The organism is Pseudomonas sp. R1-43-08, from assembly GCF_003852255.1.
Lineage (GTDB): Bacteria > Pseudomonadota > Gammaproteobacteria > Pseudomonadales > Pseudomonadaceae > Aquipseudomonas.
Genome location: NZ_CP027734.1, coordinates 5,518,126 through 5,532,885, shown reverse-complemented (window position 1 = coordinate 5,532,885; position 14,760 = coordinate 5,518,126). Strand labels below are relative to the sequence as shown.

The window sequence follows — 14,760 nt, the reverse complement described above, 5'->3', positions numbered from 1 at the left end:
GACGCCAACATGATTAGCAAAGAAGGCCTTACCCACCACATCTCCGCGCAGTTCAACGCCGAGCTTGAGGAAGTGCGCAGCCACCTCCTGGCGATGGGCGGCCTGGTGGAGAAGCAAGTCAACGATGCGGTCACCGCGCTGATCGAGGCCGACTCGGGCCTGGCCCAGCAAGTGCGTGAGATCGATGACCAGATCAACCAGATGGAGCGCAACATCGACGAAGAATGCCTGCGCATTCTTGCCCGTCGCCAGCCGGCGGCGTCCGACCTGCGCTTGATCATCAGCATCTCCAAGTCGGTGATCGACCTTGAGCGTATCGGCGACGAAGCCACCAAGATCGCCCGCCGCGCCATCCAGCTGTGCGAAGAAGGCGAAGCGCCGCGTGGTTACGTGGAAGTGCGCCATATCGGCGACCAGGTGCGCAACATGGTGCGCGATGCCCTCGACGCGTTTGCGCGCTTCGATGCGGACCTGGCGCTGTCGGTGGCCCAGTACGACAAGGTCATCGATCGCGAATACAAGACCGCCCTGCGTGAACTGGCGACCTACATGATGGAAGACCCGCGCTCTATCTCGCGTGTCTTGAGCATCATCTGGGTGCTGCGCTCCCTGGAGCGCATCGGCGACCATGCGCGCAATATCTCGGAATTGGTGATTTACCTGGTGCGCGGCACCGACGTTCGGCACATGGGCCTCAAGCGCATGAAAGCCGAAGTTGAAGGCAATGCTGATCTTATCCCTAATGTTCCGGGCGAATCTGACGATAAGTAAGGTTGCCCGAGAAATTAACGCCCGGCCATTGGCCGGGCGTTTTCGTTTGCGGCGAGCGGAATTTATTGCGGATAGGGCCAAATAAGTCCTAACGTGACTGCAGAGTTTTGGCAAACTGCCATCAGTCAGGCGTACTGCCAGCAAAGGTTTTATAGGATGAAGGGTCGATGAGCAAAGTCAGTGTGTTGGTGGTGGATGACGCCTCGTTTATTCGCGACCTGGTGAAGAAGTGCCTGCGCAATTACTTCCCCGGGATCCAGATCGAAGATGCGGTGAACGGCAAGAAGGCGCAATCCATTCTGATGCGCGAGTCTTTCGACCTGGTGCTGTGCGATTGGGAAATGCCGGAGATGTCCGGGCTAGAGCTGTTGACTTGGTGCCGCGAGCAAGCCCATCTGAAGGCCATGCCGTTCGTGATGGTGACCAGCCGTGGCGACAAGGAAAACGTGGTGCAGGCGATCCAGGCCGGTGTTTCCGGTTACGTCAGCAAGCCGTTCACCAACGAACAATTGCTGAACAAGGTCAAGCAGGCCCTGCACAAGATCGGCCGCCTCGACGCGTTGATCGCCAGCGCGCCGACCAAGATGAACTCGGCCTTCGGCAACGACTCCCTGAGCGCGCTGACCGGTGGCAAGGCCGAAGCCGTCAAGCCGGCACCAGTGGCGGCAGCCCCGAGCAGAGGCCTGCTCAACAGCGCGCCTGTCACCGCTGCCCCGGCCCCTTCGCCTGCCGGCGGACGTGGTCAGGGCCAGTTGCGCCTGTCCAGCGGCACCCAGCAGTGCGTAATCAAGGCGCTGAGCATCAAGGAGGCGTTGTTGGTGGTGCGTCGCGGTGAGGTCCTGCCCCAGGTGCTGGAAAGCGCCGTGCTCGACCTCGAACAAGGCGAAAACGCTGAAGTGGCACGCCTCAATGGCTACCTGCACGCGATCGTTGCCTACGAGCCCAAGCCCGACAGCGACTGGCTGCAACTGACCTTCCGGTTTATCGACCAGGATGCGCAGAAGCTGGACTACATCTCCCGCCTGATCGCGCGGGGCACGGCCCAGAAGCATTTCGTGCCGGGTGCGTGATCCAAAGGATGGCCAGTAACCCATGTGGGAGGGGGCTTGCCCCCGATAGCGGAGTATCAGTCACTGTATCGGGTGGCTGACACACCGCTATCGGGAGCAAGCCCCCTCCCACAATGGGTAGTCAATCCAGCATCAACACCTTGGCCAGCACGATCTTCGGCCCTTTCATCTTCTTGATGATGATCCGCAAGCCTTCAACTTCCAGCACTTCTTCTTCTTCCGGCACCCGCTTCAAGGTGTCGTAGATCAGGCCGGCCAGGGTTTCGGCTTCGATGTGGTCCAGGTCGACGCCGAGCAGGCGCTCTACCTTGAACAGTGGGGTGTCGCCACGTACCAGCAGCTTGCCCGGCTGGTAAGCGAGGATGCCGCGCTCGGCCTTGCGGTGTTCGTCCTGGATATCGCCCACCAGCACTTCCAGCACGTCTTCCATGGTCAGGTAGCCGATGATCTTGCCATCGGCTTCTTCCACCAGGGCGAAGTGCGCGCCGCCTTTGCGGAACTGCTCCAGCAACTGCGACAACGGCATGTGGCGCGATACGCGCTCCAGCGGGCGGGTCAGTTCGGCCAGGTTGAACGACTCGGGGATATGGTCCAGGGCCGCCAGTTCCAGCAGCAGGTCCTTGATGTGCAACAGGCCCACAAACTCATTGCGCACCGCGTCGTATACCGGGTAACGGCTGAATTTATGGCGGCGGAACAGCGCGAGGATTTCCTTGAGGGGGGCGTTGAAGTCCAGGGTGACCAAGTCTTCCCGGGAGTTGGCCCAGTCCACCACTTCCAGTTCGCCCATTTCCACGGCGGAGGCGAGTACACGCATGCCTTGGTCGCTGGGGTCCTGGCCACGGCTGGAGTGCAGGATCAGCTTGAGTTCTTCGCGGCTGTAATGGTGTTCGTGATGCGGGCCGGGCTCGCCTTGACCGGCGATGCGCAAGATAGCATTGGCGCTGGCGTTGAGCAGGTAGATCGCCGGGTACATCGCCCAGTAGAACAGGTAGAGCGGCACGGCGGTCCACAGCGACAGCAATTCGGGCTTGCGGATGGCCCAGGATTTGGGGGCCAGCTCACCGACCACGATGTGCAGGTAGGAAATCACGAAGAAGGCGGCAAAGAACGACACGCCCTTGATCACTTCCGGCGACTCGACGCCTGCGGCGCCCAGCAATGGCTCGAGGATATGGGCGAAGGCCGGCTCACCGACCCAGCCCAGGCCCAGGGAGGCGAGGGTGATGCCCAGCTGGCAGGCCGACAGGTAAGCGTCGAGCTGGCTGTGCACGGTGCGCAGGATCTGCCCGCGCCAGCCGTTGGTGTGGGCGATGGCCTCGACCCGCGTCGAGCGCAGTTTGACCATGGCAAATTCCGCCGCAACGAAGAAACCGTTGAGCAGTACCAGGACCAGTGCAAATAGAATCATGCCGAAATCGGCGAAAAGTGTAGCGAGGGTGATACCAGGGGAAGGGTCCATGATGGGGTTTTGCAGGTTCCGTATGTTCAATAGGGGGGAAGCTGGCCTGAAAAGCAGGCGCAAGTCGGCCAATGTAGCGGCTGACGGGGCGCTTGCCTAGTGCCTGCTGCCGGGCGGGGCCTGGAATGCGCCCTTCAAGACACTGCAAGTCCAAATGTGGGAGGGGGCTTGCTCCCGATAGCGGTGGGTCAGTCGGCACTTCTCATACTGTTACACCGCTATCGGGAGCAAGCCCCCTCCCACCTTTATCTTGTGGCGTCTGCGGGTTATTCGTCGGTGCCGATCACCTGCGAGCGGGTCACCTGCGCGGGGGGGAAGTGGCAGGTAAACGTGCTGCCATGCCCCAGCACGCTGCTGATTTCCAGGCGGGCGCGATGGCGCAGCAGCACATGCTTGACGATCGCCAGGCCCAGCCCGGTGCCGCCGGTGTTGGAGTTGCGGCTGGAATCGACGCGGTAGAAGCGTTCGGTCAAGCGCGGCAGGTGCTTGGCGTCGATGCCGATACCGGAATCTTGCACGCTCAGGTGCGCGCCGTGTGCGTCAGCCCACCAGCGGATGCGGATATTGCCGTTGTCCTGGGTGTATTTCACCGCGTTGAACACCAGGTTGGAGAACGCACTGCGCAGCTCGCCTTCGCTGCCCTTGAGCAACACCAGCGGGTCGGCTTCCAGGGTAATGTGCTGGCCGCGCTCGCCGGACAGGGCCTTGGCGTCATTCTTGATGGTGTACAGCAGGCTCTGCACGGCCACGGGGTGGTTGTCCGACGGATAATCAGTGGCTTCAAGCTTGGCCAGCAGCAACAGGTCGTTGAGCAGGGTTTGCATGCGTGAGCCTTGCTGCTGCATTTGCTGCAGGGCACGGCTCCAACGCGGGTTGATCGCCTCGACATTGTCGAGCAGCGTCTCCAGATAGCCGCAGATCACCGTCAACGGTGTGCGCAGTTCGTGGGAAACGTTGGCGACGAAGTCTTTGCGCATCTGTTCCAACTGATGGATGCGGGTCACGTCGCGCACCAGCATCAAGTGCTCGTTGTTGCCGTAGCGCGTCAGGTACAGCTGGATACGCACGCGGTCGTTGGTGGGCGAGGGGATTTCCAGGGCTTCTTCATAGTTGTCCTGCTCGAAGTATTCCTTGAAGCGCGGATGGCGCACCAGGTTGGTCACCGGCTGGCCGCTGTCCTGGGGCGTCTTGAGGCCCAGCAGGGTCTCGGCGGCGCGGTTCCACCATTCCAGGTTGCCGTCGCTGTCGAGCATGATCACCGCGTCCTTGAGCGCGGCAGTGGACTCCTGTACCCGGTCGATCACCGCTTGCAGGCGCCCGCGCACCCGTTGGTCGCGGCGTTGCAGGTGGTAGATGCTGTCGAACACCTCGCCCCACAGGCCGTAACCGTCGGGCGGTGCTTCGTCGGGTTTGTGCTGGCGCAGCCATTCGTGCATGCGCAGCAATTGTTTGAGGGTCCAGCCCAGGTACAGGGCGATGCCGATGGCCAGGCTCCAGCCGTAATAACCACTGATCAGCCCGACCAGCAGGCAACCGGTGATCAGCAGGAGCATGTGGCGAATCAGGGTGCCATGCCAGTTTTGGTTCACTTGAACATGCGTCCTTGTCAGCTGTTAAGTCAGGAGACGGCGGGCCGGCTCAGCCCTTGGTGGAAAACCGGTAACCCGTGCCGCGCACGGTTTGTACCAGATTCTCATAGGCATCGCCCAAGGCTTTGCGCAGGCGGCGGATATGCACGTCGACCGTGCGCTCCTCCACGTACACATTGCCGCCCCACACCTGGTCCAGCAGTTGGCCGCGGGTGTAGGCACGTTCCTGGTGAGTCATGAAAAACTGCAGCAGGCGGTATTCGGTCGGGCCCATTTCGGCCGGCTTGCCGTCGATGGTCACCCGGTGGCTGATCGGGTCCAGGATCAGGCCGTCGACTTCGATAGGCGCTTCGCCATCGGTCGGGCCGGCCCGGCGCAGTACGGCTTTGAGGCGCGCGACCAGCTCTCGAGGGGAAAACGGCTTGGTGATGTAGTCATCGGCGCCGACTTCCAGGCCCTGGATCTTGTTGTCCTCTTCGCCCTTGGCGGTGAGCATGATGATCGGGATATCCCCGGTCAGCTCGTCACGCTTGAGGCGCCGGGCCAGTTCGATGCCGGAGGTGCCGGGGAGCATCCAGTCGAGCAGGATCAGGTCCGGCTTGCGGTCGACGATAATGGCATGGGCCTGCTGGGAGTTCTCCGCCTCCAGGCAGTCGTAGCCGGCCATTTCCAACGCAACGGCGATCATCTCGCGGATGGGCGCTTCGTCGTCAACAATCAGAATGCTCCTGCCAACCATGCTCAAAATCCTCTTGTCATTTAACTGTCTTGCGCCGCATTAGATAACGGAATTATTGCAGTCGTGTGACAGTAATTTAGACGCTTGGGCAATTCACGGCACTCTGGACTACCCTTTGGGTCCGAATCCTGACAACCACAAAAGGAAGGTTCCGATGACTTACAGCACGATTTCCTGGAAAGCCCTGCTGGTAGCGGCCGCATTGACGCTGCCGGGCCTGGCCTTCGCCGCAGAACCTGCGATGACGAAAGATGGGATGTTGGTCGATCACAAAGGCTTGACCCTCTACACCTTCGACAAGGATGCCGATGGCAAATCAGTGTGCAAGGACCAGTGCGCGACCAACTGGCCGCCACTGAAGGCGGAGTCTACCGATACCAAGGCTGGCGACTGGACAGTCATCACCCGCGACGACCAGACCAGCCAATGGGCCTACAAAGGCAAGCCGGTCTACACCTACAAGGATGACAAGAAGGCCGGGGACAAGACCGGTGATGGCAAGGGTGGGGTTTGGCACATCATCAAGCCTTGAGGCTGTTGCGCCTCTAAGACCATCGGGGGCAAGCCCTCTCCCACAATTGATTTGTGAACGCTTTCAAATGTGGGAGGGGGCTTGCCCCCGCTAGCGTCAGAACAGCCGCCGCAATCCTCTCATCGCAACCCGTAGTCAGCCACAATCCCCACGAAAATCGCCAACCCCGCCCAATGGTTGTGCAAGAAGGCCTTGAAGCACTTCATGCGATCCCTGTCCCGGGTGTACCAGAATTCCCAGGCAAAACAGCCCGCCGCCGCCAGCAGCCCGAGGTGGAACCAGCCGCCCAGCTCGAACCGAGCCCCCGCGAGCAACAGGCACACCAGCGCCAGGCCCTGCAGGGTGAGAATGATCACACGGTCAGCATCACCAAACAGAATCGCGGTGGATTTCACCCCGATCTTCACGTCGTCGTCGCGGTCGGTCATCGCGTAATAGGTGTCGTAACCCACTGTCCACAACAGGTTGGCGATGTACAGCAGCCACGCCTCGGCCGGCAGGTGGCCGGTCTCGGCCGTGAACGCCATCGGCATGCCCCATGAAAACGCCGCACCCAATACCACCTGCGGGTAATAGGTGTAGCGCTTCATGAACGGATAGCTCGCCGCCAGCGCCAGCCCGCCGAGGGACAGCAGGATGGTGCTGGCGTTGGTCAGCAGCACCAGCAGGAAGCTGACGCCCATCAACAGCGCAAAAAATACCAACGCCTCTTTCGAACTGATCCTGCCGCTGACCAGCGGACGTTGCTCGGTGCGTTTCACATGGCCGTCGACCTTGCGGTCGGCCCAGTCATTGATCACACAGCCACCGGCACGGGTCAGCACCACGCCCAGCACGAAAATCATGATATTGAGCAGCGACGGCGAGCCCTTGCCGGCGATCCACAGCGCCCATAGCGTCGGCCACAGCAGCAGGTAGATGCCGATAGGCTTGTCCATGCGCGTCAGCTGAATGAAATCCCAGGCCCTGGGGTTCAGGCGATTCAAGGATTTGAGTGCACGTTGGTACATCAGCGGTTCTCCGGATGGTCATGCAGTACCTGCCAGAAACTCGGCAGGAAGACTTCCGCCACCAGCACGCTCAGCGATCCGCGATCAAAGCGCGAGCGACGTGCCCACAGCCCGTCGGCCTGATCCGCCGTGGGTAGCCATGGCCCTGGGTAATGGCACACCTCGATCGGCTGGCGGGTAAAGGCGCGGTCGCAGAACAACAACTCGCCCAGCGACCGGCTGCCCAACTCATCCATATGCAAGCCGTCGCCCTGCAGCGCGTCGCGCGACGCGACACTGCGGGCAAATACCCAAGGTTGGCCATGCCCGCGCAAATACACCTCGCGTACCCAGCCGATAGTCGCCGGGGGCAGGTCCAGCGCCGCGCATTCATCGTCGCGCAACGCTTGCCAGCCCTCGAGCAGCGGCGTCACGCTGAAGCCGTTCTCGGACAGCCCCGTCAGCCGCCGCGTCAGCGAGCCTTCATCGAACAGCCAATCGAGGGTCAGGGGCGCAGGCATTGGGCTCAGCAGGCTCTGGGGCAGCCATCGGCAAGCATCGGAAGGGGCGATTGAGTGCGGCACGGCGAGTCAATATTGGCAGCAAAAGAGGCGGCGAGCTTACCATGACGACCTGAACTTTTGCCGCGCTGAACCGGCCGTTTGCGCCGATCGTGCTTGCATCTGCCGGCCGCGATCAGTACAAAACGCCCTGAGCCGAGCGGCAGCGCAGGTTTATCGACCGTCGGCCAAGATGCCTGGACCCTGAGGAAGCACGTAATGAAGAAGTGGCAATGTATCGTCTGTGGCCTGATTTACAACGAAGCGGATGGTTGGCCGGATGACGGAATCGCTCCTGGCACCTTGTGGCAGGACGTCCCGGAAGATTGGCTGTGCCCGGACTGCGGCGTGGGCAAAATGGATTTCGAAATGATCGAAATCGGCTAATTCGAAGTTTACGAACCGTACTACAAGGAGAAAGGAATGAACGCACCTGTCGTGATCATCGGCACAGGATTGGCCGGTTACAACGTAGCTCGGGAGTTTCGCAAGCTCGACGGCGACACCCCATTGCTGCTGATCACCGCAGATGACGGGCGCTCCTACTCCAAGCCCATGCTCTCCACCGGGTTTGGCAAGAACAAGGAAGCCGATGGCCTGAGCATGGCTGAACCTGGTGCCATGGCCGAGCAACTCAAGGCGCAAGTGCGCACCCACACGCGTATCAGCGGCATTGACCCAGGCCACAAGCGTCTGTGGATCGGCGAGGAATCGGTGGCCTATCGTGACCTGATCCTGGCATGGGGCGCAGAGACTGTCCGCGTACCCGTGGAGGGTGATGGCGCCGAGCTGGTTTTCCCGATCAATGATCTCGAAGACTACGCGCGCTTTCGCGCCGCAGCTGCCGGCAAACGCCGCGTGCTGCTGCTCGGCGCCGGCCTGATCGGCTGCGAATTTGCCAACGACCTGATCCTTGGCGGCTATGAAGTCGATCTGGTCGCGCCGTGCGAACAGGTTATGCCGACCCTGCTGCACCCGGCGGCTGCGGCTGCGGTGCAAGCCGGGCTGGAAGGGCTTGGCGCGCGTTTCCACCTGGGGCCGGTGCTCAACCGCCTGCTGCGCAGCGCTGACGGTCTCGAAGCCCATTTGTCCGACGGTGAAGTGATCCAGTGCGACCTGGTGGTTTCCGCCATTGGCCTGCGTCCGCGCATAGACCTGGCGGCGGCGGCCGGCCTGCAAGTCAACCGCGGCATCATGGTGGACCGTCACCTCAAGACCTCCCACGCCAATATCTACGCCTTGGGCGACTGCGCCGAAGTCGATGGCTTGAACCTGCTGTACGTCATGCCCTTGATGAGTTGCGCCCGCGCCTTGGCCCAGACCCTGGCCGGCAACGCCACGGCCGTCAGCTACGGGCCGATGCCGATCACCGTGAAAACCCCGGTCTGCCCGCTGGTGGTCTCACCGCCTCCACGCGGCAGCGAAGGCGTGTGGAGTGTCGAAGGCGAGGGCGCCGACATCAAGGCCCTGTGCCGCGACGCCAGCGGTCGCCTGCTGGGCTATGCGCTGACCGGTACCGCCGTCATGGAAAAACTGGCATTGAACAAGGAACTTCCGCCACTGCTGGCGTAAATGCCGGTCGTTCTGTCGGAATCAGCCCCTTCTTACCCGTATAAAGGTCGCGGCGAGACTGGCGGAGCGTGCGAGGGCATGCCATCCTCACTCCCGTCTGCCGCAGAGTAGAGCCTGCGGCGCCTTGGCGCTGCTCCACCAGAGAGCAGCACGGACATAACAACAAAAAACCGTCAAAGAGGCTTCATATATGCGTAAACCAGATCTCGCAGCCGCCATCGCTGAAAAAGCCGATCTCACCAAAGAACAGGCCAACCGCGTACTCAACGCCGTTCTCGAAGAAATCACCGGCGCCCTGCACCGCAAGGACAGCGTTACCCTGGTCGGCTTCGGCACTTTCCTGCAACGCCACCGCGGCGCCCGCACCGGCAAAAACCCGCAAACCGGTGAGCCTGTGAAGATCAAGGCCAGCAACACCGTAGCGTTCAAGCCGGGCAAGTCGCTCAAAGACAGCGTCAACCCGTAAAAAGCGGTGCCGTTCTCGAAGGGAGGCGGGGAGGGTAAGAAGAATGGGCACGCCAACTGGGTTGGGGTGCCCATTTTTAGTGGGCGTTAAATAAGGTCTGCGCGCTGATGACGGCTTTGTTTACTCGTTCCCGGCATTGGATCAGGATCAAGTTGGTCATAAAGCAGGTATTGCTTGGACTCAAGTATGGCCTGGTATCCAGAACAGGTTTTTACCACCGGACTTAATGATTCTCTCGACCAGTTCGGTGAAAGATTTTGCGATCAGTGTGCTTGCGTCGGCTGTCGGATAATTGTCCCAGAACGAGTCGTAGCAATAACCAAAATGGGGACCTGGCGTCAGGTCTATTGAAATCACCTGATCTTCGCATTTAACCAGCACGTACCAGTTTGCTGAGTCCGGATCTTCCAGATCCTCGTTCATTACGACAAGGTCGGAACGTTCAAGCGGTGGTGGCTGAATTATGAAGCTGTAACGTGCCTGTGGATAGAAAACTACGCTGCTGTAATGCTGATAAAAATCAGCTAAGTCATCGGGAACAGGTTGGCTTGGCAGCCCCGTGGAGGGAGTCTTCCGGCAGTCAGACTTTTCTATTAAATCAACGATATTTATCAGACTCATCTTCCGCATCCTTTACGCAGGTAATTTTTCATTGCCTTGTTGTACAAACGGCGTGAGGCCTTTGGGAAGCCTTTGGCTTCGGCGGCTGCAAACATTTTGTTGGACAGTCGGAGTATTTCGAATTTCGATACCTTCTTCCAATCGAAACCTTTAAAACCGCGCTTCCCGGTTTTCTTCTCAACCCAGTCTTTAGCGACGTCTTTGGTCGCGTTGTGTTGATCTACCGTCATCACTACGGTCGGCGTCTGGCCGTTTCGAGATACGTAATCCTTTATATTGTGCTTGGACCAAGCATCGAGTATCCCATGATGCTTTTCGAAGCCCGGAGCGCTTTTTCCATAATCAATAATGTCACCCGGTTTTGCCGGTGCCCACCCCAGTGGATCCATCCACGTAATGGGATTCGGTGAATATTGATAAAGGTTTATGCCGCCTAATAACCCAATCGGATCCGGCGTCGTAAACCGCCCCACATCCGGATCATAAAACCTGAACGTATTGAAATGCAGCCCTGTCTCCCGGTCAAGGTACTGTCCCTGAAACCGCACATTCTGCTCTTCAATGTAATAAGGCTCGCGCACCTCTTCCAGCGTATTGCCCCACACCCGATAGGTCGCCTGCCAGACGTTGTGTCCGTCGGCCTCGGTGAGCTGTTCCGGCAGGCCGTTCAGGTCGTTGTGGTAATAGCGAATTTTCTGCAGCGGCCCGCTTCCGTCGACGCGGGCCAGGGGCTCGTAGCCTTCGTCCTGATAAACATAAAGACTCGTCTGACTGTGCTTATTCTCCTGCAGCAACCGCAAACCATCCCAGGTAAACCGCGTCTCCCCCAGCGGATACCCATCGCTGCCGTGCTCGGTCTTCTCGATGCGTCGGCCCAGCGGGTCATACGTCATCCTGACGATGCTGCCATTGTCATTACGCACTTCAACCAATCGGCTTTCAGCGTCATACGCAAAGCGCTGCACGCCGCGCTTGGCACTGCGTTTCTCGATCATCCGCCCAAACGCGTCATAGCGGTAACGCTTGTCCTGATAGGTCAGCAGCTTGTTATGCACCACGAGCCCCGCACCGGCCTGCGGGCCGTCGAGCAGGTTGGCGGCGGCGTCATAGGCGAAGGTTTCGCGCTGGCCATGGAGGCTGTCCTGGCTGGCGATGATGCGGCCGGTGGCGTCGTAGTGCAGCAGCTGGCGGTGTTGTGCGGCGGGTTGCTGGTCGAGTTTGCCGATCAGGTTGTCGGTGGGGTCGTACTCGAAGTGCTTTTGCGCCGCTGCCGGCATCAGTGAGGGTTGGCTGGCAAGGCGGCGTTGGCGTGCGCGCAGGCGGCCGCTGCGGTCGTATTCGCTGCGGGTGCTGAGCTGGCCCTGGGTGCGCAGCACTTCGCGGTGCAGGCGGTCGCGTTCGAAGTCGCTGATGACCTGGCCGTCGAGGTTGATCTGGTGCAGGTGGCCGCTGCCGTAATACAGGCGATTGAGCCAACGGCCGTCCGGCAGTTGGGTCTGGATCAGGTTGCCGAGTTCGTCGTAGTGGTGTTGCAGGCTGCCTGCCGAGCTCTGTTCGGCAAGCAACTGGCCGAGCGGATCGTAACTGAACCCCAGGGCCTGGGCATTGCCTTGCAGGTCGGTGAAGGTGACGGCCGTCAGTTGATCCACTTCATCGTAGCTGTAGTCGGTACGACCATCGTCGGTGGTTTTAGCAACCAGTCGGCCGACCGCATCGCGCTCCAGCCGATGAACGATGGGGGCGGGTGGCGTTTCAGGAACAATCGCCAGTCCATTGCCAAACGGCGCAGGCATGGCCGTCACCGCAGTGACATTGTCGAGCGGGTCGTAGGCATAGCGTTTGGCGCTGCCGTCGAGGTCTTGCTGTTCAGCCAGCCGATCGCCGGCATCCCACGCAAATCGATAGCTTTCACCGTTCTCATTGACCAGCGCTTGCAATCGCCCGTAGCTGTCATAGCCGAACTGCACCTGTCGGCCATGGGCATCGGTGCGCTGGCGTACCTGGCCACGCCGGTTGTGTTGATAAAGCGTGGTGTGCCCGGCGGGATCGGTATAGCCCACCAACTGCCCGCTGGCATCACGCTGGAACTGTTCGGTGCGTCCGTCCGGCAGTTGGCTGCTGAGCAAACGGCCCTGGGCGTCATAGCTGAACTGCGTGCGCTCGCCGAGGGCATCGGTGATGACCTGCAGATAACCGCGCTCGTCGTAGCTGAACCGCGTTGGGTAACCCGAGCAATCGACATGCTCGACCAATTGCCCGAACGGGTTCCAGCGCAGCTTTTTGCGCTTGCCGGTAGCGTCGATGATGTCGACGACCTGCCCGTGGGCGTCATAGCGGTAACGCGTGACGTAGCCCAGCGGGTCGGTTTCGGCGATGCAGTTGCCGCGTTGGTCATAGCGATACTGCCAACTGTTGCCGGCGGCATCGGTTTCCACCAGCGGCAGCGCCCAATGCTCCAGCCACAAGGTGGAGTCGCTGCGGTCCAGCGGGTCGGTTTCACCGATAAGGTTGCCGGCGTCGTCGTAGCTGTATTCGTAGCGGCCCCCCAACGGGTCAGTCGCGCTGAGCAGTTGGCGTTCGTCGTTCCAGTCGAAAAGCCAGGTCTGGTCGAGGTTGTCGCTGTACCGAATGATCTGGTGCTGAGTGTTCCACTGGCGCGTGCTGAGGCGCTGCAAGCCATCGGTGATGCGGGTGAAGCCGGTCTGCAAGTCATAGTCGAACTGGTAAGCGTCGCCCTCATCGGTCCAGTGTCGAACGACTCGCCATTCCAGGCCTTCAACCAAGGCCCATTCATAGAAGCAGCGCAACCCAGTGGGCAACTGGTGCTCCACCATCCGGCGTCCGGCATCGTAGGCAAAGTGCCGTTGTACCTGCTCGGTTGCATCGCGAACCACGGCCAACTGACCGGCCGCGTCATAGCCATAGCTGACCAGCACTTCGCGACGTTGATCGGGGTACAGGCGTTCGATCCGGGTAACGCAGTCGAGCTCGCGAACCAGCTCAACCTGCACCAGGTCAAACGTATCGCGCAGGCGCAGCAGGCGCCCGGCTGCGTCATAGTCGACATAAATGCGGTTGTCATTGCGATCACCCAGCTGAACCAGGCGCAACCGCGCAGCATGGGTCGGCGTGGGTTCAAACAAGCGGTACAGGCCGTCATCACTTTCGATCAACAACTGCCCGTTGAGGTGTCTGCGCACCGCAAGCCCTTCACCGGCGCTGAACACTGCGCCACCCAAGGGAATGGAACCCATGTCGATGGGGCGTCCCTGCTCGTCGGTGTACACCAGCGTTTCACCGCCTTCGGGATGAGCACGGACCTCGACGCACACCTCATACGGCACGCTCCAGCCCACACCAAATAGGCTACCGGTCCGCTCGTCACGGCTGTTGTAGACGCGTTGCCAGTCAATCGGCAAGATGCCGGGCAGCACGAAGTCCAGCTCTTCATCGCCGCCCAACACTTTCGCACCCGTCGCCGCATGCACCGGATTCGATGAACCCATCGCCGCATTGGCCATCGCGCCCATCGCACTGCTGACGGCCATCGAGGTGGCGCCGCCGATCAGCATGCACGGCAGCTTGCTGAAGAACTTGCCCTTGCCGCCCTTGAGCATCAATAGCGCTGTGACCGCCAGCCCCACGCCTGGCGTCTTGCCGCTGCGAATCTCGCGCACCACCACTGAACCGCCGCCGATGGTCACGTTGGAGGAAATCAGCCCGGACGACACCACGGTCGCATCGCAGGTGCTGCGATCACCGCTGCGCACCGCCGGCTGGCCGTTGATCGTGACTTTGTCCGAGCCCTCGGCCAGAAACTGCGGCGGCATCGGCGGGTGCTTCATGCACACGACCAGGTCCAATGGCTTGGGCACGGCGCCGGGCGCTGGGGTGGCGACGGTCGGGCGCCACATCTGCGAGAAGAAACTCTCGGCCATGTCCAGGTAGCTGGATTCGGGTTCCGGCTCTGGAGCTTCCAGTTCGGTACCGGCCGGCGCGACATGGGAACTGATCGCCCCGGCGGCTCGGGCGGCGGGAATATTGTTGGTAAGCGTATCGGTGGAGCCGGTGAGAATATTTGCCTGCACCGTGGGAGGGAACAGGGCGTTGCTGAAGGCATCGCATAAATCCGTCAGCCCTTTGTCCGCCCCGCTCTTGCTCATGAGAAGGCCGACTATCGTGCCCACCACTGCGCCCAGCAGGAAGCATCCCAACCCGCCCGTAGCGACGGTAATGCCGGTCGCTGCGACCACGGCAAACGTGGCCACGGCGGTGATCGCGATATTCGCCGCCACCTCCAGCACCCCGCCGAGGATGTCGGCCATCATCGAAGTGTGGGCCAGCGCATCGCCCATTCGGGCTGCCCATAACGCGTCAGACATGCAGGCT

Annotated in this window: 13 protein-coding genes; 6 read left to right on the top strand and 7 right to left on the bottom strand. The window is 60.8% G+C overall.

Translation table 11 applies throughout. The features are described from left to right. Positions 1-9 precede the first annotated feature (9 nt). The gene (gene phoU / locus C4J87_RS25555; RefSeq protein WP_065953276.1) at positions 10-771 is read left to right on the top strand and encodes a phosphate signaling complex protein PhoU; all 762 of its coding nucleotides are present in this window, start codon (positions 10-12) and stop codon (positions 769-771) included. Positions 772-938: 167 nt separating this feature from the next. Next, complete coding sequence (locus C4J87_RS25550; protein ID WP_124368853.1) at positions 939-1,841, top strand: response regulator; 903 nt, start codon at positions 939-941, stop codon at positions 1,839-1,841. A gap of 121 nt (positions 1,842-1,962) precedes the next feature. On the opposite strand, the gene C4J87_RS25545 is transcribed toward C4J87_RS25550, so the two are convergent. From C4J87_RS25545 to phoB, 3 genes are all read right to left on the bottom strand, one after another. Continuing rightward, positions 1,963-3,303 (bottom strand): hemolysin family protein, encoded by a 1,341-nt coding sequence (locus C4J87_RS25545; RefSeq protein ID WP_124365015.1) that lies wholly within the window; start codon positions 3,301-3,303, stop codon positions 1,963-1,965. Positions 3,304-3,569: 266 nt separating this feature from the next. Continuing rightward, a complete protein-coding gene (gene phoR, locus C4J87_RS25540) occupies positions 3,570-4,856 on the bottom strand; it encodes a phosphate regulon sensor histidine kinase PhoR (RefSeq protein ID WP_256680104.1) in 1,287 nt (428 codons plus the stop codon). 85 nt (positions 4,857-4,941) lie between these two features. Continuing rightward, entirely contained in the window at positions 4,942-5,631 is a 690-nt protein-coding gene (gene phoB, locus C4J87_RS25535) for a phosphate regulon transcriptional regulator PhoB (RefSeq protein WP_003195617.1), read from the bottom strand. A 154-nt stretch (positions 5,632-5,785) separates the two neighbouring features. Between phoB and C4J87_RS25530 the strand changes: the two genes are divergently transcribed. Continuing rightward, positions 5,786-6,163, top strand: a complete 378-nt coding sequence (locus C4J87_RS25530) for a hypothetical protein (protein ID WP_124368851.1) — start codon at positions 5,786-5,788, stop codon at positions 6,161-6,163. Positions 6,164-6,282: 119 nt separating this feature from the next. Here the strand turns inward: C4J87_RS25530 and ubiA are convergent, their stop codons facing one another. After that, complete coding sequence (ubiA, locus tag C4J87_RS25525; protein WP_124365012.1) at positions 6,283-7,173, bottom strand: 4-hydroxybenzoate octaprenyltransferase; 891 nt, start codon at positions 7,171-7,173, stop codon at positions 6,283-6,285. Further along, complete coding sequence (locus tag C4J87_RS25520; RefSeq protein ID WP_124368850.1) at positions 7,173-7,736, bottom strand: chorismate lyase; 564 nt, start codon at positions 7,734-7,736, stop codon at positions 7,173-7,175. Before C4J87_RS25520 ends, ubiA begins: the two co-directional genes overlap by 1 nt. A 195-nt stretch (positions 7,737-7,931) precedes the next feature. Between C4J87_RS25520 and C4J87_RS25515 the strand changes: the two genes are divergently transcribed. From C4J87_RS25515 to C4J87_RS25505, 3 genes are all read left to right on the top strand, one after another. Continuing rightward, positions 7,932-8,099: a rubredoxin gene (locus C4J87_RS25515; protein WP_002555879.1), complete on the top strand. Its 168-nt coding sequence runs from the start codon at positions 7,932-7,934 to the stop codon at positions 8,097-8,099. A gap of 36 nt (positions 8,100-8,135) precedes the next feature. Continuing rightward, the gene (locus C4J87_RS25510) at positions 8,136-9,284 is read left to right on the top strand and encodes an NAD(P)/FAD-dependent oxidoreductase (protein ID WP_124368849.1); all 1,149 of its coding nucleotides are present in this window, start codon (positions 8,136-8,138) and stop codon (positions 9,282-9,284) included. Between the two features lie 190 nt (positions 9,285-9,474). Continuing rightward, positions 9,475-9,750 carry an HU family DNA-binding protein gene (locus C4J87_RS25505; RefSeq protein ID WP_003195589.1) on the top strand — a complete coding sequence of 92 codons (276 nt, stop codon included), beginning with the start codon at positions 9,475-9,477 and terminating at the stop codon, positions 9,748-9,750. Positions 9,751-9,930: 180 nt separating this feature from the next. Here the strand turns inward: C4J87_RS25505 and C4J87_RS25500 are convergent, their stop codons facing one another. Together C4J87_RS25500 and C4J87_RS25495 are read right to left on the bottom strand one after the other, a co-directional pair. Further along, entirely contained in the window at positions 9,931-10,371 is a 441-nt protein-coding gene (locus tag C4J87_RS25500) for a hypothetical protein (protein WP_124368848.1), read from the bottom strand. Further along, entirely contained in the window at positions 10,368-14,753 is a 4,386-nt protein-coding gene (locus C4J87_RS25495; RefSeq protein WP_164487675.1) for an RHS repeat-associated core domain-containing protein, read from the bottom strand. The genes C4J87_RS25500 and C4J87_RS25495 overlap by 4 nt, the downstream gene beginning before the upstream one ends. Positions 14,754-14,760 lie beyond the last annotated feature (7 nt).

Coding starts and splice junctions, on each gene's coding strand:
- phoU (WP_065953276.1), top strand. CDS start 10: ATGATTAGCAAAGAAGGCCTTACCCACCACATCTCCGCGCAGTTCAAC.
- C4J87_RS25550 (WP_124368853.1), top strand. CDS start 939: ATGAGCAAAGTCAGTGTGTTGGTGGTGGATGACGCCTCGTTTATTCGC.
- C4J87_RS25545 (WP_124365015.1), bottom strand. CDS start 3,303: ATGGACCCTTCCCCTGGTATCACCCTCGCTACACTTTTCGCCGATTTC.
- phoR (WP_256680104.1), bottom strand. CDS start 4,856: ATGCTCCTGCTGATCACCGGTTGCCTGCTGGTCGGGCTGATCAGTGGT.
- phoB (WP_003195617.1), bottom strand. CDS start 5,631: ATGGTTGGCAGGAGCATTCTGATTGTTGACGACGAAGCGCCCATCCGC.
- C4J87_RS25530 (WP_124368851.1), top strand. CDS start 5,786: ATGACTTACAGCACGATTTCCTGGAAAGCCCTGCTGGTAGCGGCCGCA.
- ubiA (WP_124365012.1), bottom strand. CDS start 7,173: ATGTACCAACGTGCACTCAAATCCTTGAATCGCCTGAACCCCAGGGCC.
- C4J87_RS25515 (WP_002555879.1), top strand. CDS start 7,932: ATGAAGAAGTGGCAATGTATCGTCTGTGGCCTGATTTACAACGAAGCG.
- C4J87_RS25510 (WP_124368849.1), top strand. CDS start 8,136: ATGAACGCACCTGTCGTGATCATCGGCACAGGATTGGCCGGTTACAAC.
- C4J87_RS25505 (WP_003195589.1), top strand. CDS start 9,475: ATGCGTAAACCAGATCTCGCAGCCGCCATCGCTGAAAAAGCCGATCTC.
- C4J87_RS25500 (WP_124368848.1), bottom strand. CDS start 10,371: ATGAGTCTGATAAATATCGTTGATTTAATAGAAAAGTCTGACTGCCGG.
- C4J87_RS25495 (WP_164487675.1), bottom strand. CDS start 14,753: ATGTCTGACGCGTTATGGGCAGCCCGAATGGGCGATGCGCTGGCCCAC.